The following is a 24,891-nucleotide window of genomic DNA, read 5'->3' as shown; positions in this document are numbered from 1 at the left end:
GGAAACATAAGCAATTTCCGCCTGAAAGTCAATGCCGATAGGGTTCGGGCTCTGGGCGACCGGTTGTGGATAAGTCTCGTCCGGGAGGCTAGACTGCCGCAACACCGGATCGGGGAGAGGTCAGCGAGGGAAACCTCCGGACCGATCGGCCGAGCCATCAGGAGCGCCGGAGCGATCGACGGTCCTGCTCGACAACAGCAAGCGGGTTTTTGGGAGTCCACCGTGGGAGTATGGGAACAGTGTGTCAGACAACTGAAAGGAGAGTTGACCTCGGCTGAGTTCAACACCTGGATCCTGCCGTTGCAGGCGCGGGTGGACGAGGGTCGGTTGCGGTTGTTCGCGCCGAACCGGTTCGTCTTGGATTGGACGCGCCAGCATTACGAGGGGCGGCTGCTTGACCTGTGCCGTGCCTACAGCGACGGTGCGATCGCGAGGCTGAGCTTCGAGGTCGGGGGTTTAGACTCCACCTCGAATGGCACGCCGGCCCAGATCTCCACCGCCGCCGTTCCCGTGGATGCAGACGGTGAGTTGGCCGCGCGGCGGGCGAGTGCCAATTTGAACGCGGATTTCACGTTCGACAGCTTCGTCGAGGGTAAATCCAACCAGCTCGCCCGGGCGGCATCGATCCAGATCGGACAGAATCCGGGTACCGCATACAACCCGCTTTTCATCTACGGCGGCGTTGGGCTCGGCAAAACACATCTGATGCATGCCGTCGGCAACATCGTCCTCGCGACCAACCCGAACGCTCGGGTCGTTTATCTGCACTCGGAGCGGTTCGTGGCCGAGATGATCAAGGCGCTTCAGCACAACCGAATCGACGAGTTCAAGAAGACCTATCGCTCGGTCAACGCCCTGCTGATCGACGATGTTCAGTTCTTTGCGGGGAAGGAGCGATCACAGGAGGAGTTTTTTCACACCTTCAACGCACTGTTCGAGTCCCGCCAACAGATTGTCCTCTCCAGCGACCGTTTTCCGAAGGAGGTCGTAGGCCTTGAAGAGCGGCTTAAATCCCGTTTCGGTTGGGGACTGACGGTTTCCATCGAGCCGCCGGACCTCGAAACCAGTGTCGCGATTCTGCACAGCAAAGCGAGCCTCTGGGGTGTGGATCTGCCGGAGGATGTCGCCTTTTTCGTCGGGCGGCGGATTCGCTCGAACATTCGCGAGCTCGAAGGGGCGCTCCGACGTCTGGTTGCCAACGCTCAGTTCACCGGCAAACCCATCAGCATGGAGCTGGCAAAACATGCGCTTCGGGACATGCTGGCCGCACAGGACAAACAGGTCAGTATCGAGAATATCCAGAAGACCGTGGCCGAGTACTACAAGCTCAGAACCTCCGACATGATCTCGGCGAAACGCAGTCGCTCGATCGCTCGCCCGCGTCAGGTCGCCATGGCGCTCGCAAAGGAGCTGACGAAGCACAGTCTACCCGAGATCGGACGGGCCTTCGGAGGACGTGATCATACGACCGTCCTGCACGCGACCCGGACGATCAAGAATCTTCGCGACAGCGACGCATCGATCGAAGAGGACTACAAGAACCTGTTGAGAACTCTGACCTCATAGCTGTGGATAGCGTGTTGACAGAAATCGAAGGCGGTTTGAGTCGAAACTTATACACAGACTGCCCAGAGGTTGTGTCTTCGGTCGAGCACGCCGATGTCGCTGATCCAAGGTCAGTTGTGGGCGCTCCTGCACTCATGCACAGCCCTTATTACTACAGGTTTTTTAAATTACTTAAGTTTTAGGAGATCACGATGGAGCTTGTCGTCAGCCGTGAACGCTTGTTGCCTGTGCTCAGTAAAGTCGTCGGTGTGGTGGAACGACGCCAAACGCTCCCGATCCTCGGGAACCTCTTGTTGTCCGCTCGCGAAGACCGCCTCGATATTTGCGGAACGGATTTAGAGGTCGAGGTGAGGACGAGCTGTACCGCCACGGTGCCGGGGGTGGGTGAGACCACGCTTCCGGCTAGAAAGCTGATGGATATTTGCCGGAATCTGGCTGAAGGGACGGAGATTCGGTTTCGACTGAACAACGAGCGTTGCCTGGTCACTGCGGGACGCGGTCGGTTTACCCTCGGTGCTTTGCCCGCGGCGGACTTCCCGCTGATGGATGCCGACATCGATGGTGTGGAGGTGAAGGTTCCGGAGGGCGTCCTGCGTCAGATTCTCGATAAAACCTCGTTCGCGATGGCCCAACAGGACGTGCGCTATTACCTGAACGGTCTACTGCTCGAGTGGGAACGCACCGGGATCACGGCCGTCGGCACCGACGGGCATCGATTGGCGAAATTTCATCGGACCCTGGATTTGGATGTGCCGGAACGCGTCCAGGTCATCGTACCGAGCAAGACAATCCTCGAGCTTCGGCGACAATTGGCATCCACCGACGAGGAAGTGACGGTTTCGGTCGGTTCGAGGAGCATTCGGATTGCGGTCGGGGGCATGATCATGACTTCCAAGTTGGTCGACGGACGTTATCCGGAATACGATCGGGTTATCCCGCGCGAGCTCGGAAAGGTGGCCAGGGTGAGTAACGATGCCTTGAAGCGCGCCTTGGCACGGACCTCGATTCTGTCGAACGAGAAATATCGTGGCGTTCGTTTGGCGTTCGAGGAGGGCGTCCTACGGCTGCAGGCTCACAATCCCGAGCAGGAGGAGGCGGAGGAGGAGATCGAGCTCGACTACAGCGGCGAGCCCGTCGCGATCGGTTTCAATGTTGCCTATTTGTCCGATGTCTTGGGTGCGGTCGAGGGCACGGAGATCGAGGTTCGATTCAGCGATGCGGGGAGCAGCTCTGTTTGGCGTGGTCTCGCGGCGGAGGACGAAACCTATGTCGTCATGCCGATGCGGTTGTGATCTGCGGAGTTCATGGACGGTTTGACAGGTCCGCGGCTTTTGACGCTGCGGATCAGGAATCTAAGAAACCTCCGGAGCGTGGATCTGGACCTGCGGGAGAAGTCGCAACGGATCCTCTTGACCGGGGACAACGGTGCGGGAAAGACAACGCTGCTTGAAGCGGTTTATCTTTTGGCTCGAGGCCGGAGTTTTCGTGGACGCAAGGCGGGTTCCCTCACGACCGACGGTGAGCGTCGAACGCTGATCGAAGGGCGGTTTCGGGAGGTGGATTCGTCGAGCGACTCGATTTTGGTCTTTGAGCGAAGCGGTCGGGGAAGTCTGAGACGGTATAACAGTGTCCCGTTGGGTTCGCTACCACCGAGCGACAGCCCCCTGCGGGTCAAGCTTGTCGGGGAGAATCCTCAGATTCTGTTGGAGGGGGAGCCGACACTCAGACGCGGGCTTTTGGACTGGAATGTGTTCCACGTGGAACATCAGCTTGGTCGGCTGCGGGCGGATCTTCGGCGTGTCCTCGCCCAGCGAAATGCGGCACTCCGGCAAGGCGGCGCTCGCGTGTCGACTTGGGATGCGGCATTCGTCGACCTTTCGGGCCAAATAACAGGCAAACGCGTGGCTTTCCTGGAGCGGTGGCGCGCCCAGTTCAGAACGCTCGCAGACGACTTTGCGTTCCTAGACGGGTGCGATTTGTTCTTCGAGCGCGGTTGGCCGGAGGATAGCGACTTGTTGGACATCCTGGAGCGGGGGCGGAGCGCGGAGATACAACGCGGTCAGACCCTCGCGGGCGCACACCGGGCCGATATCAGGATCGGCCGCGACGGATCTCCATCGAGGCTCTCCCGTGGCCAGGCAAAGGTGGTCGTTTGTCTTCTTCAGCTCGCGGCAGAACGTGTTCACCGAATGACCGGGCTCGCGCCGTCGCTCTGGCTCCTCGACGACGTCGATGCCGAGCTCGACAAAGGCACCGCTGATCGACTCTGGCGGGTGCTCGGAGAGTCGGTCGCACAGCTGTTCATCGCACGCTTGAGCGCCGAGTCCGGGGGCATCGCCGATGGATCCACGATGCCGGACGCCATGTTCCACGTGGAACATGGCGTCCTCACCCCACCTGCGATCGTCGATCTTACCCCGACGAGGTTGTCCTCGGTTTGACGGCCTCACCGTCCACTGCCCATATCCGCACCCGCCGCCCTTAAGGCGCTTCGGCGCCCGTTCCCGTATAATGGGGGTGTTCAGGCAGCAGCCTTGCCCCGGCGTCCACCTCACCGACAGCGGGGCGCACCATGCTTCCAAAAAAGGCGTGATGCGGCGATCCATCAACGGTCGCGCAGCCAGCGTTTGCGAGCCCTCCCACCGATCCAGCATTTCGACCAGGCCACATGACCTACGATTCAACGAGCATCAAAGTCCTTCGCGGACTCGACGCGGTCCGTAAGCGGCCGGGCATGTACATCGGCGATACGGATGACGGCACCGGTCTCCACCACATGGTCTTCGAGGTCGTCGACAACTCCATCGATGAAGCCCTTGCCGGCCATTGCGACAACATCCGTGTCATCCTGCACGATGACGGCTCGGTTTCCGTGACCGACAACGGGCGCGGGATCCCCGTGGATATCCATTCCGAGGAACAAAGGTCGGCGGCCGAGGTGATCCTCACGGTCCTCCATGCCGGGGGAAAGTTCGACGACAACTCCTACAAGGTCTCGGGAGGGCTCCACGGTGTGGGCGTGTCGGTCGTCAACGCTCTCTCCGATCGCCTTTTTTTGAAGATATCCAGGGGGGGGCGCCTGTATCAGCAGGAGTACCACCTCGGAGAACCTCAGTACCCGCTCAAGCTCGTTGGAGACACCGATGCAACGGGAACGGAAATCCGCTTCTATCCGTCGGACCAGACCTTTACCCACATCGAGTTCCATTACGACATCCTGGCTAAGCGACTTCGCGAGCTTTCGTTCCTCAACTCCGGTGTGCGTATAGAGTTGTTCGAAGAGGCAACCGGCCGAGAGGACATCTTCGAGTACCAGGGCGGCATCCGGGCCTTTGTGGAGCACCTGAACCAGAACAAAGAGCCGATCCACCCGAGCGTGATCCATTTCACCGCCGAGCGGCAATCCGTCACGGTCGAGTTGGCGATTCAGTGGAACAACGGCTATCAAGAGACGATCTTCTGCTACACCAACACCATCCCGCAGAAGGACGGCGGCACCCATCTGGCCGGACTGCGTGCCGGGCTGACCCGGACCTTGAACGGCTATATCGAGCGCGAAGGTCTCGACCGCAACCAGAAGATCCGTCCGGTCGGCGACGACGCGCGCGAAGGCTTGACCGCGGTCCTGTCCGTGAAGGTGCCGGACCCGAAGTTCTCGTCCCAGACGAAAGACAAGCTGGTCTCCTCCGAGGTGAAGGCGATCGTCGAGTCACTCGTCGTCGAGCAGTTGAACATCTTTCTCGAGGAGCAGCCGGCGGAGGCGAAAGCGATCGCCAACAAGATGCTCGAGGCCGCGCGGGCTCGCGAGGCGGCCCGCAAAGCCCGTGAGATGACGCGACGCAAGGGCGTGCTCGATGTTGCAGGGTTGCCGGGCAAGCTTGCCGACTGCCAGGAAAAGGACCCGGCCAACTCGGAGCTGTATCTGGTCGAGGGTGATTCCGCAGGCGGTTCGGCCAAACAAGGGCGTGACCGGGCCTTCCAAGCGATCCTTCCGCTCAAGGGAAAGATCCTGAACGTCGAGAAGGCCCGTTTCGACAAGATGTTGTCCTCTGCCGAGGTCGGTACCCTCATTACGGCGCTGGGATGCGGGATCGGGCGCGAAGAATACAACCCGGACAATCTCCGTTATCACCGAATCATCATCATGACGGACGCCGACGTCGACGGCGCTCATATTCGAACGCTTCTGTTGACCTTCTTTTATCGTCAGATGCCGGAGCTGGTGGAACGCGGCCATATCTTCATCGCACAGCCGCCGCTCTACAAGATCAAGAAGGGGAAGCAGGAGGAGTACCTGCTCGACGATGCGGCCCTGAACCGCGCGATGCTCCAGGCTGCGCTGGACGGTGCCGACCTCCACGTCAATGCGGACACGGTGCCCTTGGCCCGTACCGCGCTCGAAACACTCGCGCGGGACTATCAAGTGTTCGTCGGGATCATCAAGCGTCTATCGACACGCTACGACGCGGTCTTTCTCGACGAGCTGGCCAAGGCGCCACCGCTCGACGATGCGCTGCTGGCTGATGCCGGAGCCTTCTCCGATTGGCGCAACGACATGGAGCGGCGATTGAATCAGCTCAAGTCGCTTTCGTTGCACTACCAGCTCCGTCTCACCGATCCGACATCGCTTCGTCCTGGCGCGCTGGAGTTGGTTCGTTTGATCCATGGCATTCCGGAGAGCCGCATCATCCCGCTGGACTTCTTCCACACGGCGGACTACGCAAAGATCCTGGATTACGGCCGAAAGGTCGCTGGCTTGATCGAGCCGGGAGCCTACATTGCGCGCGGCGAACGCCGTAAGGAGATTACCGAGTTGGGCGAAGGGATCCGCTGGCTGCTCGCCGAGGCGCAGCGCGGACACAGCATTCAGCGCTACAAAGGACTTGGCGAGATGAATCCCGACCAGCTCTGGGATACCACAATGAATCCCGAGACTCGGCGCCTGTTGCGGGTGACCATCGAGGATGCCGTGGGTGCCGACCAGATCTTCACCACCCTGATGGGCGATCACGTCGAGCCGAGGCGTGAATTCATCGAGCGCAATGCGCTCAACGTCGAGAATCTGGACGTCTAAACCGCGTCCGGTCCAGGCAATGCAGCGACCGTCGACTCAATCCATTCTTCGACCGCCGCATTGATCTCGGCAGCGCTCCGCCCCGCCGTCGGGATGGTCGGGCCGATGACCAGGTCGATCGTCCCGGGTGTCTTGCTGATGCTCTGCCGTCCCCAGAAGGAACCCGCATTGTGCGCGATCGGCACGACGGGTTTACCGCTGCGCTCGGCTAAGACAGCCCCGCCGATAGCGTACGGGCGGCGACAGCCCGGTGCCGTGCGCGTACCTTCCGGGAAGACGATCACCCACCGCCCGCTCTGCAGGTTCCGCAGACCTTCGCGCACCAGCTCCACGATGGCTCGACGTCCCGCGGCCCGGTCGATCGGAATGCAGTGCAGGCGCCTCAAACCGGCCCCGAAGACCGGGATGCGCATCAACTCCTGCTTCAAGACCCAGCTCTGGCGAATCGGCAGCACGGCCCTCAGCGCGAGGATGTCCCATGCCGACTGATGTTTGCTCAAAACGATCGCGTTCTCGACAGGCAATCTGTCCAGTCCACTGACGCGGCAGCGCAGGCCGCAGATCCATTTCAATGCCACGAGATTGAGCTTTGCCCAGCTTTGCGCCAGACGATCGAGACGTTCGTCCGATGCCATCGGACCGACGAGGAGAAGAAGGGTGGAATAGACGAGGGCCGAGCCGACCAGAACGACCTGATACAGCAGGGAACGGGTCAGGGTCACCCCGCGCATCAGACCGGCATTCAGCCTCTCCCGGAATGTCGGCCTATCCATGGAGAAGTGCGTCGGCGACGGACGCGAGGTCGGCATAGGCGGGAACTCCGACGAGGTCAGGGGATCCGCTCGCCAGTGTGCCTTCCCCTTTTCCCGTGCGAACCATCCAGGGATCGGCCCCGGCAGCCCTCGCCGCAACGATGTCGCCGAGCGAGTCGCCGACAAAGGGTACGCCGGCAAGATTCACCGAGAGTCGCCTTCCGATCTCCTCGAGCATGCCGGGTTTCGGTTTGCGGCATTCGCAGCCGGCATCGGGTCCATGCGGACAATAGACGATCATCTCGATCCGTCCTCCTTGCTCGGCCAGGAGATCCCGAAGCTTGCGGTGCATGGCATCGAGGTCCGCCGGTGTCAGCAGACCGCGCGCCAACCCGGACTGATTTGTCGCGACGGCCACCCGATAGCCTGCGTGGGAGAGACGCACGATCGCATCAATGCTGCCCGCCAAAGGGATCCATTCGTCGATGGATTTGACGAAATGCTCCGAATCCTCGTTGATGACGCCGTCACGATCCAGAATCACGACCCGATCAACCATCACTGCCGCCCTCGTACATCAAAACGCAACCGCCCGTTGAGTTGACCCATCCATCATTCTTGGAGACGGGAAATATCCGCAACCAGGAGGAACAATCCCGCCAGTGAACTGAGCAGTCGGATGCGGTTCTCGCGGATATCCGGGTCCTCCACCATGACCATCACCTGGTCGAAAAAGGCTTCGAGATCGGTTTCGAGGTCGGATAAACGATGCAACACCCCGACATAGTCACGGGAACGGGCGAGGGGTACGACCAGCGAGGAGAGCTCCTCGACCCGAGCGGCAAGTCGGATCTCGGCAGGCTCTTTGAGCAGTTGCCCGTTGGTTTGCGGACACTCCGAGCCGAATTCGATGTCGACCCCTGCCTTGCTTAAGATGTTGCGGATGCGCTTGTTTGCCGCTGCGAGGGATGCCGACCCGCTCATGGATCGGAAGGCCGTGACGGCCGCCAGACGGGCATCCAGATCGGTCGGTCGAGTGACACCCGTGTGGAGCACCGCCTCGATCGTATCCGCGGAGACACCACGCTCATGGTAGTAGCCGCGCAAACGATCGATCACATACGCCAGCGCAGCAGCCTCGACATCCTTGCTCAAGAGGCCCTGCGGATAGGCGGATGCCGCCGAAGCAATCAGCTCGCGTAGATCGAGCTCCAAGGGGGTCTCGATTAGGATGCGCAGCACGCCGATCGACGCACGTCGCAGCCCGTAAGGGTCTTTGGCCCCGGTGGGACGCAAGCCGATGCCGAATATCCCGACCAGGGTATCGACCCGATCGGCGATCGCCAGGACCCTTCCGCACGGGCTCGTCGGAAGGACATCGCCTGCGAACCTCGGCAGATACTGCTCTTCCATGGCAGCGCAGACACAGGGATCTTCGTTCGCGTGCTCGGCGTAATAGCGCCCCATCGTCCCCTGAAGGCCGGGAAACTCGTAGACCATTGAGGTGACCAGATCGCAGCGTGAGAGCCGAGCGGCGCGGGCAGCGAGATCCGGATCGACCCCGATCGAGGACGCCAGATCACGTGCCAGGCGCGCTACTCGGGCGCTCTTCTCGGCGACCGTGCCGAGCCGATCCTGGAAGACAACGGTCTCGAGCCGTTGGGCATATCCTTCCAACGGTTGTTTGAGGTCTTGGGCCCAAAAAAAGGCCGCATCCGCGAAACGCGGACGGATCACGCGCTCGTTGCCGGCACGGACCTGATCCGGATCTCGGCTCTCGATGTTGGCCACGGTGATGAAGGAAGCTTGCAAGACACCCGAGGTGTCCTCGACCGGGAAGTATTTTTGATTCGAGCGCATCGTCTCGATCAGAACCTCGGGGGGAATGGCGAGGTAGGCCGCGTCGAAGTGGCCCAGAATCGCGCTTGGCCATTCCACCAAGGCCGTGACCTCGTCGAGCAGCGCGTCATCGACCCGTGCGCGCAAACCATTCGCCGCGGCCAGCGCCTCGACCTGGCTGCGTACCAGATCCCGCCGCCGTTTGAAATCCGGCTCGACCGAACCCCGCGAGCGCAGGAGTTCGGCGTATTCCGTCGCGTCGGGGACGTTGATCGGGTCGGGGTGATGAAAGCGATGTCCGTGCGTGTGGCGACCGGCCTCGGTGCCCAGGATACGCCCCGGTATCGCTTCGGTCCCCAGGAGTAAGCAGACCCAGTGGACCGGGCGGACGAACTCTTCCGAGCCCTCGCCCCAACGCATTCGTTTGGGGATGGGAAGTCGGGCCAGCGCGGCTTCGGTCACATCCGGCACCAGGGAGGTCGTGAGCGCGCCGGACAGCGTGCTTCGGAATGCCAGCCATTCGCCCTTGTCCGTGACCTCGCGAGCGAGAGCATCGACCGGCACACCGCACGACCCGGCGAAACCCAAGGCGGCCTTGGTCGGCAGCCCGTCGGGCCCGAACGCGGATTGCACGGCAGGTCCCCGCCGCAGGATCTCCCGATCGGGCTGCCGGGTCAGAATGCCTCGCACCAAAAGGGCAAGTCGACGTGGCGAGGCGAAGGGCTCGATCGTCTCGAAGCCGATGCCGGCGCCGTCGAGTTGCTCGCGAAAACACCCGGCAAAGGCGTTCGAGAGTGCGAGCAAAGCGGTCGGAGGGAGTTCTTCGGTCCCGATCTCGACCAGAAGGTTACTGGTTGCGTCCAAAGTCGTCTCCCGTTAGCGGGTCAGCATCGGGAAGCCGAGGGCCTCCCGGCGGTCGAAATAAGCCTGGGCGACGGCTCGCGAAAGGGTGCGCACCCGCAGGATGAACCGCTGCCGCTCGGTGACCGAGATCGCGCCGCGCGCATCGAGCAGGTTGAAGGTGTGCGATGCCTTCAAGACGTGCTCGTAGGCCGGCAGCGGGAGCCCCTTCTCGACCATGGCGGCGCTCACCGCCTCGCAGGTGTCGAACTGCTTGAACAAGGCATCGACGTCGGCGTGCTCGAAGTTGTAGGCGGACTGCTCGACCTCGTTTTGATGATAGACATCGCCGTAGGTGACGACGCCCGCCGGGGTCTGGCTCCAGATCAGATCGTAGACGCTCTCCACACCCTGCAGGTACATGGCGATCCGTTCGAGGCCATAGGTGATCTCGCCGGTCACCGGCCGACAATCGATACCTCCCACCTGCTGGAAATAGGTGAACTGCGTCACCTCCATCCCGTTGAGCCAAACCTCCCAGCCGAGCCCCCAAGCACCCAAGGTTGGGGATTCCCAGTTGTCTTCGACAAATCGGATATCATGCACGAGCGGATCGATCCCGAGACGGCGCAGCGAGTCGAGATAAAGATCCTGAATCTCGAGCGGCGAGGGTTTCAGCACGACCTGGTATTGGTAGTAATGCTGGAGGCGGTTCGGATTCTCGCCGTAACGCCCGTCGGTCGGTCGACGCGAAGGCTGGACGTAGGCGCTGCGCCAAGGCTCTGGCCCGATGGATCGCAGAAAGGTTGCCGGATGGAAGGTTCCCGCGCCCACTTCCATGTCGAGTGGCTGAAGGATGACGCATCCCTGCTCGGCCCAATAACGCTCGAGGGCAAAAACGAGGCCCTGAAAGGTCGAGACATCCTCGCGATCGAGACTCAAGATCGTACTCCTTCGGCCCAGTGTTGACGAAAATCCAGCAGTATAGCGCCGAACGGCGAGATCGCGCCAAAGTTACAGCGATCGCCGATGGCCTCCGATCCGCGATGGCGTGTCGCCGCGGCCGCCCGTGCGCGCAAAACGCGCCATCGCCTGGTACCCTAGCGCAATCGACCGCTCGAATCCTCGGCCCCGAGCCGGCCTCCAAACGCAACCTTGATTCCTCCCGCCATGCGCACGCCCAAAGACGCGTCAGCCGAACGCCGCCACGCCGTGACGCACACGGCCGTCGTCGGGGCGGCGATCAATCTCGTGTTGTCCGTCGTGAAGATCATCGCAGGGGTATTCGGACACTCTCAAGCGCTGGTTGCCGACGGGATCCATTCACTCTCGGATCTGCTGTCCGATCTGCTGGTCCTGTTGGCCGGTCGCCGAGCCAGTCAGGGACCCGATCACGATCATCCGTACGGGCACGCCCGTTACGAAACGGTTGCAACCCTCCTGCTGGGTTTGCTGCTCATCGCGGTGGCGGTCGGCATTGCGTGGGATTCCATCGAGCGCCTGTTCCAGCCGGCGGCCTTGCTCCAGCCGGAGCCATTGACCCTGCTTGCGGCTCTGGCATCGATCCTGGTCAAGGAATGGCTCTACTGGTGGACGCTCGGCTATGCCAAGCGGGTCAAGTCGGATTTGCTGCGCGCCAACGCCTGGCATCATCGTACAGACGCGGTTTCTTCAGTGGTCGTACTGGTCGGGATTGCCGGGACCATGGCGGGCTTGGCCTATCTGGATGCGATCGCAGCCGTCGTGGTCGCGATCATGATTGCAAAGATCGGTTGGGAGCTCGGCTGGGAAGCGATCAATGAACTTGTCGATACCGGGCTGGAATCCGAGCGGCTGAACGCGGTCAAGGAGACGATTCGCTCGGTCGGAGGCGTGCGCGATATCCATATGCTGCGCACGCGCCGCTATGCCGGACAGGTTTCGGCCGACGTCCACGTCCTGGTCGATCCCCTCGTCAGCGTCTCCGAAGGGCATATGATCAGCCTTCTGGTGGAGCATCGGCTCAAGCGTGAGATCGACGAGATCACCGATGTGACCGTACATATTGATCCCGAAGACGACGATCGGTTTCCTCCCCCGGTCGGCCTTCCGCTCCGAGCCGAGGCGCTTGCTCGCCTCGCGTCGCTTTGGTCGGCGATTCCGGAGGCAAACGAGCGTGAACGAATGGTCTTCCATTATCTCCGAGGCCAAATCGATATCGAGGTCCATTTTCCGCTTGCCGCGTGCCGACGACAGGGTGCGGATGTGGCCGCTCTGCGCGAGCGGCTCGCCGCAGCGATCAAGGACGAGCCGGCCTTCCGCGATGTGCGCATCCTGTTCGGGTAACTCAACCGCGTCCAGAGCGAGATGCTCACTTTCGAGTGAATTCGACGCTTGGTGCATCCACGACCCTTCGCGGGGATGCGGTTTAGCGCACAATAACGGTGCGTTTTTTTTCGCCGAGCCTCATTGAGGTGCATCCATGCCGGAGCCGGCGACGTATCGCCTTGCCGCCAGCTCCTCGTCGGTTGGTCTCGGGCGGCCGCGATCAATCCGAGACGCGTGCTGCTCCAAAGATAACCTTGTTTAAACAATGCTTTGATGGTGCATCGGACCAATAGAGGCGTACGGATCCAGCCAGGGGGAGGCACCGCAAGATGTTTTGGCTCGGTAGATGCTAGACGGCCCGGAGGTGATCGACAGCGCCGGTCGTCTCCGGTCTCTAGACCCGACCCGGAGAACACCCATACACACCGAATCACCGCGACCCGCCGACCCATCGCGAGTCGTGCAGCCCGAAGGGCGACCTGCTAGGCTCCGAGCGGCCTCGGTGCGCCCGAAGGCGACAGACCTATCATGCCGCCGTCCGGCCATGTATCCCCCGAACCCACAGCAGCGGAGAAATCCCAAATGACAGACGTGATCAAAATGATCAAGGACAACGACGTGAAGTTCGTCGACCTTCGCTTCACCGACACACGCGGCAAGGAGCAGCACGTCTCCATGCCAGTGCGGGTGGTCGACGAAGACCTCTTCAAGGACGGCAAGATGTTCGACGGCTCGTCGATCGCGGGCTGGAAGGGCATCGAGGCGTCGGACATGGTCCTGATGCCCGAGCCCTCCACCGCCGTGTTGGACCCCTTCACGGACGAGAACACCCTGATTATCCGCTGCGACATCCTGGAACCCGACACCATGACCGGGTACGAGCGCGACCCGCGCTCCCTGGCCAAGCGCGCGGAAGCCTATCTGAAGTCCACCGGCATCGCCGACACGGCCTACTTCGGCCCAGAGCCCGAGTTTTTCATCCTCGACGATGTGCGCTGGGGCGCGGAGATGAGCGGCGCCTTCTACAAGATCGATTCCGAGGAGGCCGGCTGGAACTCCGAGCGCGTCTTCGCCGACGGCAACATGGGGCATCGCCCGAGCACGAAAGGCGGTTACTTCCCGGTCCCGCCGGTTGATTCGCTCAATGATATCCGCGCAGCCATGTGTCTTGCGCTCGAAGAAATGGGTGTGCCGGTCGAGGTCCATCACCACGAAGTCGCAACCGCGGGCCAATGCGAGATCGGCACCCAGTTCGATACCCTCGTATCCCGCGCAGACAAGAATCAAATCACCAAGTACGTCGTCCAGAACGTCGCACATGCCTACGGCAAGACCGCGACCTTCATGCCTAAGCCCTTGGTCGGCGACAACGGCAGCGGCATGCATGTGCACCAGTCGCTGAGCAAGGACGGCCAGAATATCTTTGCCGGCGACAAGTACGCAGGCTTGTCCGACACGGCCCTCTACTACATCGGCGGTATCATCAAGCACGCCCGCTCTCTCAACGCCTTGACCAACCCCTCCACCAACTCGTACAAACGATTGGTGCCGGGCTTCGAGGCCCCTGTGATGCTCGCCTATTCGGCGCGCAACCGCTCCGCCTCCGTACGCATTCCCTATGTCGCCAGTCCCAAGGGTCGTCGGATCGAGGTCCGTTTCCCGGATTCGACCTGTAACCCCTATCTGGCGTTCGCCGCGATGATGATGGCCGGCCTGGACGGCATCCAGAACAAGATCCATCCCGGCGATGCCATGGATAAGGATCTCTACGATCTGCCGCGCGAAGAGGCGAAGGCCATCCCGACGGTCTGTCACTCGCTGGATATGGCCTTGGAGCATCTGGACAAAGACAGGGAATACCTCACCGCCGGTGGCGTCTTCACCGATGATCTGATCGACGCCTATATCGCTCTGAAGATGGGCGAGGTCACCCGCATCCGGATGACCACTCACCCGGTCGAGTTCGACATGTACTACAGCCTCTAGAACAGGGCTGCTCTCGAGCATACCGACAGAGGCCCCTCCAGGGGCCTCTGTCGTTTTCGGTTGAGCCCTAAATCCCGGTCGACTATTCTTCGACCATGATCAGACACGCGTTCGCCGTCCTCGCTCTCTTAACGCCCTTGGCTTGGAGCGCCGAGATCTTTCGCTGGGTCGACGCCGACGGACGCACCCACTTCTCGGATCGACGGCCTCCGGATGCGGCGGCGCAGCGCATTGTTCCCGATACGGGTTCGGTCGGCGACTCCACCCCCGATGGCGCGACGCCGTCGGATGATGTGCCGCTTCTCGGACCCTACGCGGCCTTCGACATCCTGACACCGGCCGCCGGTGCTGTCCTGCTGCAGCAGACCGATACACTCGAGATCCAACTTGAGCTGGAGCCGCCGTTGCTCGAAGGCCATCGCCTCGATCTCATGCTCGATGATCGCGCGGTCCCCGTCGAGGCGGGATCGACGCGGTTTCAAATAAAGGGCGTCGGTTTCGAGGCACACCGTATCCAAGCGCGCGTGCAGGATGCGCTCGGAATGGTGGTCGCGACGACTCCGTCGCTTGAGCTTGAGCTGCGCCAATCCATTCCCCCCGGGGTATTGCCCTAAGCCTGCCTGATTGCACTGACTTTCCCGAACGACCGAGCCGATCTGCGATGGTATGCTTTTCGCATGTCGTCGGTGTCGAAATGGACGCCAGAGTCCGCGTGTCGCGCCGTTTGTCTGCGTAAGCCTCCCGCAGCCCGACCGTCGACGTTACACCCTCCGTCTTCGCGTGCGCCCTCGGTCACGCGCGACCTTGTCAGCCGTTCGGATGAGAGATCATGAGTATTCAGCCAGCCCCGAAGCCGGCCCTAGAGCGGACGATCCTCGATCACCTGAACACGGCCGTCCTCCTGTTCGATAAGGACTTACGTCTTCTGTATATCAATCCCGCGGCCGAGATGCTCTTCGAGATCAGTGCTCGACACATGATCGGACACCATGCACTCAACCTGCTTCCCTGCCCCGACCACCAGGTTGAAGCGCGTTTGAAGGCCGCTTTGGAGTCGCGTCACCCCTTTACGGAGCGCGAGATCAATGTCGTTGCCGGCGACGGGCGCACCAAGACGGTGAACTGCACCGTCCTACCGCTGCACCATTTTGATGCACACGATCAAGTGCTCGTCGAGCTCGCTCAGGTCGACCGTCAACTCCGGATCACCCGTGAGGAGCATCTGCTGTCTCAGCACCAGGCCACCCAAGCCCTCATCCGCGGTTTAGCGCACGAGATCAAGAACCCGCTCGGCGGATTGCGCGGCGCCGCGCAGTTGCTCGAGCAGGAGCTTCCAGATCCCGGGTTGCGTGAATACACGCGAATCATCATCGACGAGGCCGACCGACTCCAGGATCTGGTGAACCGGATGGTCGGCCCCAGTCGCTTGCCGCGCCGAGCCTTGGTCAATATCCACAATGTCCTCGAGCATGTCCGTGGACTCATCCTCGCGGAATCACCGACCGGTCCGCGCGTGCAGCGCGACTATGACCCGAGTATCCCGGATTTCATGGCCGATCAGGACCGCTTGATTCAGGCCTTCCTGAACCTAGCTCGCAACGCCGCCGCCGCGGCCGGAATGACGGGTCGGATCGAGCTGCGCACCCGCGTTTTGCGTCAATTCACGATCGGAAACCGTCGTCATCGCCTTGTGCTGCAGGCGCAGATTCGTGATAACGGACCCGGAATCCCGCTGGAGATCGAGGATCGAATCTTCTTTCCGATGGTGTCGGGCCACCAAGGCGGTACCGGGCTGGGCCTACCCATCGCCCAAGAGCTGATCAGTCAACATGGAGGTCTCATCGAATGCGAGAGCCGGCCGGGCGAGACCACGTTTTGCGTCTATCTGCCGTTGGAGACGGACTATGAATAATCGCGAGCCCAAGGTCTGGGTCATCGACGACGACAGGTCCATCCGATGGGTGCTCGAGCGCGCACTGCGCAAGGCTGAGATGCACGTGACGTGTTTCTCCAACGGGGTCGGTGTCATGGAAGCGCTCCAGCGCGAGCAGCCGGATGTCATCCTGACCGATATCCGTATGCCCGGAATCGACGGGTTGGATCTTTTACGGCAGGTCTCGGCCCGCTATCCCGGGTTGCCCGTGATCATCATGACCGCACATTCCGACCTCGACAGCGCGGTGTCGGCCTTTCATGGCGGTGCCTTCGAGTACCTGCCCAAGCCCTTCGATCTCGACGAGGCCGTCGGACAGGTCAACCGTGCGTGCCGGCGCGGTCGCGAGGAGCGCTCCGAAGAGATCGTGATGACCAAGGCGCCGGATATCATCGGCGAGGCACCTGCCATGCAGGAGGTCTTTCGGGCGATCGGCCGACTTGCGCGCTCCAACATCACGGTTCTGATCAACGGCGAATCCGGAACCGGGAAAGAGTTGGTGGCACGCGCACTGCACCGCCACAGTCCGCGCAGCGATCGACCCTTCATCGCCTTGAACATGGCCGCAATCCCAAGGGATCTTCTGGAATCGGAGCTGTTCGGTCACGAGCGCGGCTCCTTTACGGGTGCCCAAAGTCGGCGCGAAGGGCGGTTCGAGCAGGCCGACGGGGGAACCTTGTTCCTCGACGAGATCGGCGATATGCCTGCCGAGCTTCAAACCCGACTCCTGCGGGTGCTCGCCGACGGCGAGTTCTACCGCGTCGGCGGCGTTGCCCCGACGCGGGTCGACGTGCGGATCATCGCCGCGACGCACCAAAACCTTGAGGAATTGGTTCGGCAAGGCCGTTTTCGCGAAGACTTGTTCCATCGTCTCAACGTCATCCGGATTCATCTCCCCGCGCTGCGCAATCGGCGCGAAGACGTTCCGGTGTTGATGCGGCACTTTCTCGCCCAGGCGGCCCTGGAGCTGACGTGCGAGCCGAAGGTGCTCGCGCCGAGTGCGATCGATCACCTGAAGCGGCTTGACTGGCCCGGCAATGTTCGCCAGCTTGAGAACACCGCTCGCTGGGTGACCGTCATGGCCTCTGGCAAAGAGATTCACGCCGAGGATCTGCCGCCCGAGCTCAACGCCTCGTTTTCCGAGCCGGCTCGCGATGAGCCCTGGGAGACGGTGTTTCGCCGCTGGGTCCGTCAGAGCCTCAAACAGGGCCAGGGTGCCTTGCTGGACACGGCCATGCCGGTGTTCGAGCAAATCCTCATCCAGACCGCCTTGGAGCATACCGGCGGGCGTCGGCAAGAGGCTGCGCGACTCCTCGGCTGGGGACGCAACACCCTGACACGCAAGATCAAGGAGCTGCAGCTCGACATCGAGATCGACCCGGAAGAGCCCTCGGCGGATGAGGATTCAGCTCGGAGCCCCCAAATCACTTAGGCGCAGCCAATCCAATCCAACACACGACGCATACCGCGCTAAGCGCGGTTTAAAGATCCGGAGAATGACTTGGACAGTATGAGTATCGAGCTGAAAGGCTCGGAGATTTCGTCGATTGATTTGAAGGACGGATGCCTGAGCCTGCATTTCTCACGGGCTTATCTCGTGAAGACGATGACGGGTTCGACCGAGCGGACGCGTTGGCAGCAGGCAGGGAACTTAGTGATCGAAGGGGTGGAGGAAACCTCGACGATTCCGAGTGGGCCGCTCGTCTGTCGGGGAGGGGACATCGAGGAGAACATCTTCACGTATCGCGATATGATCCCGATCCCGCTCGAGAGTCGAGGGCATGCGCGCTGTGTGCTGAGTTTCGAGGGGGTTGAGGATCCGTTCGTCGCTCAGGGAACGGCGATCAGACTGGACATGCGCGAAACACCCAAATACATCGAGCATTTACGCTGAACTGCGTCTTGCGTAGGCCCTTTCGTTGTGAGCCGCGTCCGAGGTTCGGACGCGATCTCCAGCCTCCAGCCGTGCCGAGCGGATCGGGTCGGATCAGTTGCGCGCAGAGCCGACGATCTCATGAGCAATGTCGACGACGCGATTGGCCATATCTTGGTATTCCTGCCGATAGTTGACCAGCAAGCCGTCCGTCGCCGCCCAGTAATCCTTGCCTGAAACCCCGTGCTCATGCTCGTAGTCGATGAACTGCTTTTGCATCCCGAGCATCTTTTCGATCAACTCCTGCTTTTCCTTCTTCAGCGCGGCGATATCGCTCATGTCGGTGTCCTCATAGGGTTTTTGGCCGCCTTGGAGCGGCGATGTTAGAACTTTCACAAACCTTAATATAGCATGCAGCGAGACGCCTCGGTCAACCGCCGAACCTGTTCGCGTGTCGATCGACCCCGGCCGCGACCGGCCTTCCCGCCCACGCCCTGCACACTGGATCCGCGATGTTTGATGTCATCCTCTACGAGCCCGAGATTCCGCCCAATACCGGCAATGTCATGCGGCTCTGTGCCAACGCCGGTCTGCGACTCAACCTGATCGAGCCGCTCGGTTTCGCTCTGGAGGATCGACTGCTCCGGCGTGCCGGGCTCGATTATCGGGAATGGGCAGAGGTCCAGGTGTATCGCACGCTGGAAACCTGCCTTGCGGCGATCCGCCCGCAGCGGCTTTTCGCACTCTCGACCCGAGGCTCGACCGCCTATACGAGTCCGCACTACGACACCGGAGACGCATTTGTATTCGGCCCGGAGACACGAGGTCTGCCGCAAGCCTTGCTCGACACCCTTCCGAGGGATCGATGCCTTTATATCCCGATGCGTCCGGGCAATCGCAGTCTCAATCTCTCCAACGCCGTTGCGGTCGTCGCGTTCGAGGCATGGCGCCAAACAGGGTTTGAAGGAGCGGTTTAGCCGAACTCCGCCTTTGGCTCGCGATCGAGCAGGGCGCGCGTTGCGCTCTCGGGCGAGACGCCTTCGTAGAGCACCCGGTAGACCTGCTCGCTGATCGGCATCTCGATGCCCAAGCGCGATGCGAGCCGATGCATGGCAAGCGCGGTCACGACACCTTCGACCTCTTGGCCGATCTTGGACTGTGCATCGGCCAAGCTCGCCCCGGCAGCAAGCGCAAGGCCCATCCGCCGGTTCCGTGATTGGTTGTCCGTGCAGGTCAGGACCAGATCGCCGATGCCGGCGAGGCCCATGAAGGTCTCCTTGCGCCCGCCCAAGGCGGTGCCGACCCGAATCAGCTCGGCAAGCCCTCGCGTAATGAGCGCGGCGCGGGTATTGGCGCCGAAACCGAGACCGTCGGCGATCCCGGTGGCGATCGCGAGCACGTTCTTGGCGGCTCCACACACCTCGACACCGACCATATCCGAGCTCGTATAGGCGCGAAACCGCTCCCCATGCAAAAGCCGTGCAACACGCTCGGCGAACGCGGCATCGGCCGAGGCGACCGTCACGGCGGTCGGGAGTCCGTGCGCGACCTCCTGAGCAAAGCTGGGTCCGGACACCACCGCGAGCGCGCGGGCGCCAAGACTCTCCCGGGCCACGGCGTGGAGCAGCTCCCCGCTTGCCGGATCAAGGCCCTTGGTTGCCCAAGCCACGCCCATCGCAGCGGGCAGTTGCCGTGCGATCTGTTCCGCAACGCGTCGAAACGCGTGACTCGGAACCACGATCAAGCAGTCGCTCGCCCCGTCAAGCGCTTCCTCCAGGGAGGCGGTCGCAGATAGATCTGCAGGAAGCGGGACTCCGGGCAGGAAGAGGCGGTTCTCGCCGTCGCGACGCAAGGCGTCGATCTGCTCGATCTCGTGACCCCACATCCGCACGCGGTGTCCATTACGACACAGCAGGATGGCGAGCGCTGTTCCCCAAGATCCTGCACCCAGAACCGCGATGGCGGCCTTCGCGCCATCAGCCTGCAGGGAATCGCCCGGCATGGTCGTGCTCAATGCTGGCTCGGCTGCTCGACAGCGTCGCCCTGCGCGCGCTGCATGGCCTCCTGCTGATGTTGCGCAAACAGGGCGTCGAAATTGACATGCTGCAGAACGAGCTGCGGGAAGCTGCCCTTGGACACCAGATCGGAGACGACCTCGCGGGCGTAGGGAAAGAGCAGATTGGGACAGTAGGCACCGACCATCGCGCCCATCTCCTGCTCGGCAAAACCGGCGATGCCGAAGATCCCGGCTTGCTGCACCTCGACGATAAAGGCCGTCTTATCCCCGAGCTGTGCCGAGACGGTCACGGAGAGCACGACCTCGAAAAGGTCCTCCTGGATCCGATTGACCTTGGTGCTGACATTGAGCTCGTGCGTAGGCTTCCACTCGCCGCGAAAGATGTCCGGCGCATTGGGAGATTCGAATGACGCGTCTTTGACGTAGATCCGTTGGACGGAGAACTGTCGCTCCGATTGGGTACGGGGGTCGTTGCTTTGTACGTTCTCGGCCATGTGGTGGTTCCTTATCGAAGACTTGATCGACGGTTGGATCAAAGACGGGGAGGATCGGGCGCCGGCGCGGCCGACCCCGGGATGGGTGACCGCGTCAGCGTTTCTTGCGCGTGAGCGGCAGGCTCGCGGCTTCCCACGCCATGATGCCGCCCTGCAGGTTGAAGACCTGCTCGAACCCTTCCTTTCGCAGTTGGCTACAAGCCATGGACGACTGAGCTCCGGAACGGCAGTTGATGATGATCGGTTTGGCCTTGTGCTTTGTCAGCGTGGCGATCTGGTTCTTGAATCCGTTCATCGGGACGTTGATCGCGTTGATGATGTGGCCCTTTGCAAAATCGGCCGCCGGCCGAACGTCGATGACCACCGCGTCTTGGTGGTTGATCATCTCGGTTGCCGCCAAAGGCTCGACGCTCCCTTTGCCGCCCACGATGATGTTGTGGGTCAGCAACCCCAAGATGACGAACAACGCCACGAAAAGGTACCAGTGGCTTCCGACGAATTCCACGATTTGGTCTAACAGCATCGCTCTGCGATCTCATTGATTAGGCAAGACTTCGGGTATGCCGCGACCGGCGCCTCGACCACGGGTCGAGCACGCCGGGGGCGCAGTTGCCCGCAACTGCCCTCGGGATGATTAAGGTGGCGAATTATAAGGAGTAGGGACGCGGGCGTCATCCCGCAGTGCATCGATTCAGTGGGTGTGCTGACAGAAGACCTCGCGCATCATCCCGATCAGCTGGAGGGTTCTGCCGTCGCTGACCCGGTAATACACGCGATTGGCATCCTTGCGCGAGGCCAAGATGCCCTTGTCGCGCAGAATCGCCAGGTGTTGGGAGATGTTGCTCTGCGAGGTGCCGACGTGGTCCACGATCTCCTGGACGCTGACCTCTTGGTCGCCCAGGGTACAGAGGATCTTCAGGCGCAGGGGGTGCGACATGGCTTTCAGCGATCGGGATGCTCGCTCGATATCCGCATCGTCCGCGAACAGGTTCATCGCGTCGGGGTCGTTGACCGGGTCGTTCAGGACCGGGCGGGAAGGCTGGCTCGGATTGCTCACCATCGGATCCTGTCTCATCAATTCTTAAGCATACAATAATAAACTCTTTCCGGCAGAGTGCGAAGTACATGTACCCCGCAGCCCGGGCTTGCCCGAGGAGGACGGTCGGGCGGCCGAGAGCCGAGGGTCCGCATCGTCGGCCGTCGGTTCTTTCCACGGCTTCCGATCGGGCCTCGGACGATGCGTATAATCAGACGACCGATTCGCACCACGACCCACTCCCTCACCGCCGTGCCCAGGACCGACGCAACAGGACATCCCGAGCGGCTTCACCGCGAGCCGTTCGCTCATCGGCGTCACCGAGCGCTCGATTGGATCGGGCACCGCGTTGCGCGCCCGGCGCTGATCTGCGTCCTGATGACGGCGTCGGCGGCTGCGGTGCTGGCGGAGACGGCCTCGGACGAGACCTTGGATACGCGCGCGAAAGATCTTCAGGAGATCCAGCAGCAGGTCGAGACCGTGGGTCGGGAGCTCATCGAGCAGCACGCGGACCGTCGTGCCTTGATCGCGGAGCTCGAGGTCCGGGAGCGCGAGGTTGCCGAGGCGGCCGTCAGCGGCCGAGAGTTGGCGCGCGCCGTTGCCGAGCAAACCCGTGTTGCCGAGGCGCTGCGGCTGCGTCATCTCGAGGAGTACGCCGCACTCGAGCAGGAACTCGCGCTCTGGGCGGACCTGGTGCGCACCGCTTATGTCATGGGTCGGGCCGATCGTCTACGACTTCTTTTGAATCAAGAAGATACCGCTCAAGCGAGCCGTATCCTATCGTATTTCGCCTATTTGAATCGAGAACAGCTGCGTAGGATCACGGCCATCCAGGCGCGCGTCGAGCGGCTCACGCGCTTGGCCCACGACGCCGAACGCGAGGCGGAGCGTCTGATCGATCTCGCACGCCGCCAAGAAACGGCGCGGCTTCGCTTGGAGGCCGCGCGGCAAGAACGCGCCGCGGTCTTGGGTCGATTGGAAGCCAGCATTGCCGGCCAAACGGAGAATCTCGAGGTCCTTGAGCGTGATGCCGAGGCGCTGCGGCTCTTGGTCGAGCACCTGCGTCAGCGTGCGCAGATCCGTGCCGAGCTGGACATCCGGCGTGATCCGTTTCCGGAGCGCCGAGGGCGCTTGGCATGGCCTCTGCTCCACGGCGAGATCCTTGCCGAGTTCGGAACGCTCAAACCCGATTCGGAGCTGCGCTGGGACGGCGTATTGCTGGCGGCGCGGCAAGGCGAAGAGGTGCGCGCCGTGCATGACGGGCGGGTGATCCACGCCGATTGGCTGCGTGGGTTCGGGTTGCTCTTGATGATCGATCACGGTGATGGCTACATGTCGATTTACGGCCACAACGAGGCGCTTCTGAAGGAGGCAGGCGAGTGGGTGGCCACCGGCGAGGTCATCGCCCTGAGCGGCGACAGCGGAGGTCGGGAGGAGCCCGTGCTCTACTTTGCCATTCGTCACAACGGCAAGCCACAAGACCCCGCGGGCTGGTGCGGCGCAACGGCTCGGCAGGGATCCCTCTCCGGGGCGGGTCGGAGCGATCTTTACGGGCTGCGGGAACGCGTCGACGCCGAACCGATCAAATCACGTCGAAAGCCGCAACAAAGGCTGTTTCTCGGCGCGGTCGGGTGCAACAAAGCGTCCGGATTGGCCTCGGATCAACCTGACGAAAGCAGCGAAAACATGCGATGCTAAGTCATCGTTCCGCAATCGCGGATCGGCCGTGTCCGGCCGCGCGATGCACGCCCCGCCCAACGGCGTGTCGACCCCCAACCGACGTGATTCCATGATACATGCCATGACCCGACGCCTACCCTTTGCCTCGACCTTGATTCTCGGGATTTGTCTTGTCTGGCCTGGTGCGCCGGGAGATCGTGCCTTTGCCGAGACGATCGAAAGCCCTGATATCCCCGAGACTACGGCCAAGACGGTCGAGACCGCGAGCGAGCTTCCGCTGAGCGATCTTCGAACCTTTGCCGAGGTGTTCGGGCGCATCAAAGAAGAATACGTCGAGGGCGTCCAAGACAAGTTCCTGCTCGAAAGCGCGATCCGCGGCATGCTCTCGGGCCTCGACCCGCATTCGGCTTATCTCGACAACGAGGAGTTCCAGGATCTGCAGGTCGGTACTCGCGGCGAGTTCGGAGGTCTCGGGATCGAGGTCGGAATGGAGGACGGTTTCGTGAAGGTGATCGCGCCGATCGACGACACGCCGGCACAGCGCGCGGGCCTTCAGTCCGGCGATACCATCGTGCGCATCGACCAGAAGCCGGTGAAGGGGCTCAGTCTGAACGATGCGGTGACCTTGATGCGGGGCGAGCCCGGCACGAGCATCGAGTTGACGATCATGCGTTCCGGCGACGAGCCTCCGTTCGACGTCACGCTCGAGCGGGCGGTGATTCAGGTTGCCAGCGTGCGCAGCCGCACGCTCGCGCCCGGCTTCGGTTACATCCGGGTCTCGCATTTTCAATCGCGGACCACCGAGGACGTGATCGCGGCGGTCGACACCCTCAAGAGTGCAAGCAACGGCTCCCTGAAAGGGCTCGTGCTCGATCTGCGCAACAACCCCGGCGGCGTGCTCAACAGCGCGGTCGGGGTGAGCGACGCCTTTCTGACGGGCGGTCTGATTGTCTACACCAAGGGCCGGCAGGAAGACAGCAAGCTCCAGTTCCAGGCCGGTCCCGACGATATCCTCTCCGGTGCGCCGATCGTCGTGCTGGTCAACGGCGGCAGCGCCTCGGCGTCCGAGATCGTCGCCGGTGCCCTACAGGACCACAAACGCGCGATCGTCATGGGCAACCAGACGTTCGGTAAGGGCTCGGTCCAGACGATCGTGCCGATCGACGACTCGACTGCGCTGAAGCTCACGACCGCCCGTTATTTCACGCCCTCCGGGCGTTCGATTCAGGCCCAGGGCATCACCCCGGACATCGAGCTCGAGCGCGGCGAGTTCAAACCTTTGGCTGCGAACGGCGTGTCGGATCTAAAGGAGTCCGATCTGGTTCGTCACCTCGAGGACGAGGCCCCGGAATCCGCATCCGAGGACGCTGCCGAGAAGGGGTCGCTCGTCGCCGAGGACTTCCAACTAGCAGAAGCGCTCAATGTTCTCAAGGCATTGAATATTTTCGGCCAGTTAGGCACTCCCTAGACCCTGTCCTCGAGTGACGTCAGCCG

22 protein-coding genes are annotated in these 24,891 nt (G+C 62.0%); 13 read left to right on the top strand and 9 right to left on the bottom strand.

All coding sequences use genetic code 11. The features are described from left to right. The first annotated feature begins 222 nt into the window (after positions 1-222). The 4 genes from dnaA (at position 223) to gyrB (ending at position 6,640) form a co-directional block, all read left to right on the top strand. Positions 223-1,566, top strand: coding sequence for a chromosomal replication initiator protein DnaA (gene dnaA / locus BDD21_RS07320; protein WP_120796597.1), 1,344 nt, complete (start codon positions 223-225; stop codon positions 1,564-1,566). Positions 1,567-1,757: 191 nt separating this feature from the next. Continuing rightward, positions 1,758-2,858 carry a DNA polymerase III subunit beta gene (gene dnaN / locus BDD21_RS07315; protein ID WP_120796596.1) on the top strand — a complete coding sequence of 367 codons (1,101 nt, stop codon included), beginning with the start codon at positions 1,758-1,760 and terminating at the stop codon, positions 2,856-2,858. A 12-nt stretch (positions 2,859-2,870) separates the two neighbouring features. After that, positions 2,871-4,007, top strand: coding sequence for a DNA replication/repair protein RecF (gene recF / locus BDD21_RS07310; RefSeq protein WP_120796595.1), 1,137 nt, complete (start codon positions 2,871-2,873; stop codon positions 4,005-4,007). A gap of 227 nt (positions 4,008-4,234) precedes the next feature. Continuing rightward, positions 4,235-6,640, top strand: a complete 2,406-nt coding sequence (gene gyrB, locus BDD21_RS07305; protein ID WP_120796594.1) for a DNA topoisomerase (ATP-hydrolyzing) subunit B — start codon at positions 4,235-4,237, stop codon at positions 6,638-6,640. Here gyrB and BDD21_RS07300 read toward each other — a convergent pair. Genes BDD21_RS07300 through glyQ form a run of 4 tightly spaced genes read right to left on the bottom strand, consistent with a single transcriptional unit; the run spans position 6,637 to position 11,013 of the window. Continuing rightward, positions 6,637-7,413: a lysophospholipid acyltransferase family protein gene (locus BDD21_RS07300; RefSeq protein WP_120799800.1), complete on the bottom strand. Its 777-nt coding sequence runs from the start codon at positions 7,411-7,413 to the stop codon at positions 6,637-6,639. The genes gyrB and BDD21_RS07300 overlap by 4 nt on opposite strands. Continuing rightward, positions 7,406-7,951 (bottom strand): D-glycero-beta-D-manno-heptose 1,7-bisphosphate 7-phosphatase, encoded by a 546-nt coding sequence (gene gmhB, locus BDD21_RS07295; RefSeq protein WP_120796593.1) that lies wholly within the window; start codon positions 7,949-7,951, stop codon positions 7,406-7,408. The genes BDD21_RS07300 and gmhB overlap by 8 nt, the downstream gene beginning before the upstream one ends. Positions 7,952-8,004: 53 nt before the next feature. Further along, positions 8,005-10,095, bottom strand: a complete 2,091-nt coding sequence (gene glyS / locus BDD21_RS07290; RefSeq protein ID WP_120796592.1) for a glycine--tRNA ligase subunit beta — start codon at positions 10,093-10,095, stop codon at positions 8,005-8,007. Between the two features lie 12 nt (positions 10,096-10,107). Then, positions 10,108-11,013 carry a glycine--tRNA ligase subunit alpha gene (glyQ, locus tag BDD21_RS07285; protein ID WP_120796591.1) on the bottom strand — a complete coding sequence of 302 codons (906 nt, stop codon included), beginning with the start codon at positions 11,011-11,013 and terminating at the stop codon, positions 10,108-10,110. Positions 11,014-11,241: 228 nt separating this feature from the next. Between glyQ and BDD21_RS07280 the strand changes: the two genes are divergently transcribed. The 6 genes from BDD21_RS07280 (at position 11,242) to BDD21_RS07255 (ending at position 18,191) form a co-directional block, all read left to right on the top strand. Beyond that, positions 11,242-12,396: a cation diffusion facilitator family transporter gene (locus BDD21_RS07280; RefSeq protein WP_120796590.1), complete on the top strand. Its 1,155-nt coding sequence runs from the start codon at positions 11,242-11,244 to the stop codon at positions 12,394-12,396. 564 nt (positions 12,397-12,960) lie between these two features. Further along, positions 12,961-14,364 (top strand): glutamate--ammonia ligase, encoded by a 1,404-nt coding sequence (glnA, locus tag BDD21_RS07275; RefSeq protein WP_120796589.1) that lies wholly within the window; start codon positions 12,961-12,963, stop codon positions 14,362-14,364. A gap of 95 nt (positions 14,365-14,459) precedes the next feature. Further along, a complete protein-coding gene (locus tag BDD21_RS07270) occupies positions 14,460-14,978 on the top strand; it encodes a DUF4124 domain-containing protein (RefSeq protein ID WP_120796588.1) in 519 nt (172 codons plus the stop codon). Positions 14,979-15,193: 215 nt separating this feature from the next. Next, a complete protein-coding gene (gene glnL, locus BDD21_RS07265) occupies positions 15,194-16,276 on the top strand; it encodes a nitrogen regulation protein NR(II) (protein ID WP_120796587.1) in 1,083 nt (360 codons plus the stop codon). Further along, on the top strand, positions 16,269-17,729 hold the full coding sequence (gene ntrC / locus BDD21_RS07260) for a nitrogen regulation protein NR(I) (protein WP_120796586.1): 1,461 nt from the start codon (positions 16,269-16,271) through the stop codon (positions 17,727-17,729). The genes glnL and ntrC overlap by 8 nt, the downstream gene beginning before the upstream one ends. A 78-nt stretch (positions 17,730-17,807) precedes the next feature. Beyond that, positions 17,808-18,191 (top strand): hypothetical protein, encoded by a 384-nt coding sequence (locus tag BDD21_RS07255; protein WP_170164699.1) that lies wholly within the window; start codon positions 17,808-17,810, stop codon positions 18,189-18,191. A 93-nt stretch (positions 18,192-18,284) separates the two neighbouring features. Here the strand turns inward: BDD21_RS07255 and BDD21_RS07250 are convergent, their stop codons facing one another. Beyond that, complete coding sequence (locus BDD21_RS07250; protein ID WP_093034232.1) at positions 18,285-18,509, bottom strand: hypothetical protein; 225 nt, start codon at positions 18,507-18,509, stop codon at positions 18,285-18,287. Between the two features lie 173 nt (positions 18,510-18,682). Here BDD21_RS07250 and BDD21_RS07245 point away from each other — a divergent pair, with 173 nt between their 5' ends. Continuing rightward, positions 18,683-19,147, top strand: coding sequence for a tRNA (cytidine(34)-2'-O)-methyltransferase (locus BDD21_RS07245; RefSeq protein ID WP_120796584.1), 465 nt, complete (start codon positions 18,683-18,685; stop codon positions 19,145-19,147). Here BDD21_RS07245 and BDD21_RS07240 read toward each other — a convergent pair. The 4 genes from BDD21_RS07240 to BDD21_RS07225 form a co-directional block, all read right to left on the bottom strand. After that, complete coding sequence (locus tag BDD21_RS07240; RefSeq protein WP_120799799.1) at positions 19,144-20,172, bottom strand: NAD(P)H-dependent glycerol-3-phosphate dehydrogenase; 1,029 nt, start codon at positions 20,170-20,172, stop codon at positions 19,144-19,146. The two genes, BDD21_RS07245 and BDD21_RS07240, sit on opposite strands and share 4 nt — an antisense overlap. Positions 20,173-20,180: 8 nt before the next feature. Further along, positions 20,181-20,681, bottom strand: coding sequence for a protein-export chaperone SecB (secB, locus tag BDD21_RS07235; RefSeq protein ID WP_120796583.1), 501 nt, complete (start codon positions 20,679-20,681; stop codon positions 20,181-20,183). Positions 20,682-20,775: 94 nt separating this feature from the next. Then, entirely contained in the window at positions 20,776-21,204 is a 429-nt protein-coding gene (locus BDD21_RS07230; RefSeq protein WP_120796582.1) for a rhodanese-like domain-containing protein, read from the bottom strand. 168 nt (positions 21,205-21,372) lie between these two features. After that, positions 21,373-21,741, bottom strand: a complete 369-nt coding sequence (locus BDD21_RS07225; protein ID WP_120796581.1) for an ArsR/SmtB family transcription factor — start codon at positions 21,739-21,741, stop codon at positions 21,373-21,375. Between the two features lie 177 nt (positions 21,742-21,918). Here BDD21_RS07225 and BDD21_RS07220 point away from each other — a divergent pair, with 177 nt between their 5' ends. Further along, positions 21,919-23,415, top strand: a complete 1,497-nt coding sequence (locus tag BDD21_RS07220; protein ID WP_245969459.1) for a murein hydrolase activator EnvC family protein — start codon at positions 21,919-21,921, stop codon at positions 23,413-23,415. 103 nt (positions 23,416-23,518) lie between these two features. Beyond that, positions 23,519-24,865, top strand: coding sequence for a S41 family peptidase (locus BDD21_RS07215; protein WP_245969457.1), 1,347 nt, complete (start codon positions 23,519-23,521; stop codon positions 24,863-24,865). Positions 24,866-24,891: the final 26 nt, after the last annotated feature.

Origin of the sequence: Thiocapsa rosea (genome assembly GCF_003634315.1) — a bacterium.
Lineage (GTDB): Bacteria > Pseudomonadota > Gammaproteobacteria > Chromatiales > Chromatiaceae > Thiocapsa > Thiocapsa rosea.
The sequence above is the reverse complement of the archived record's forward strand: the minus strand, read 5'-3'. Positions and strand labels throughout refer to the sequence as shown.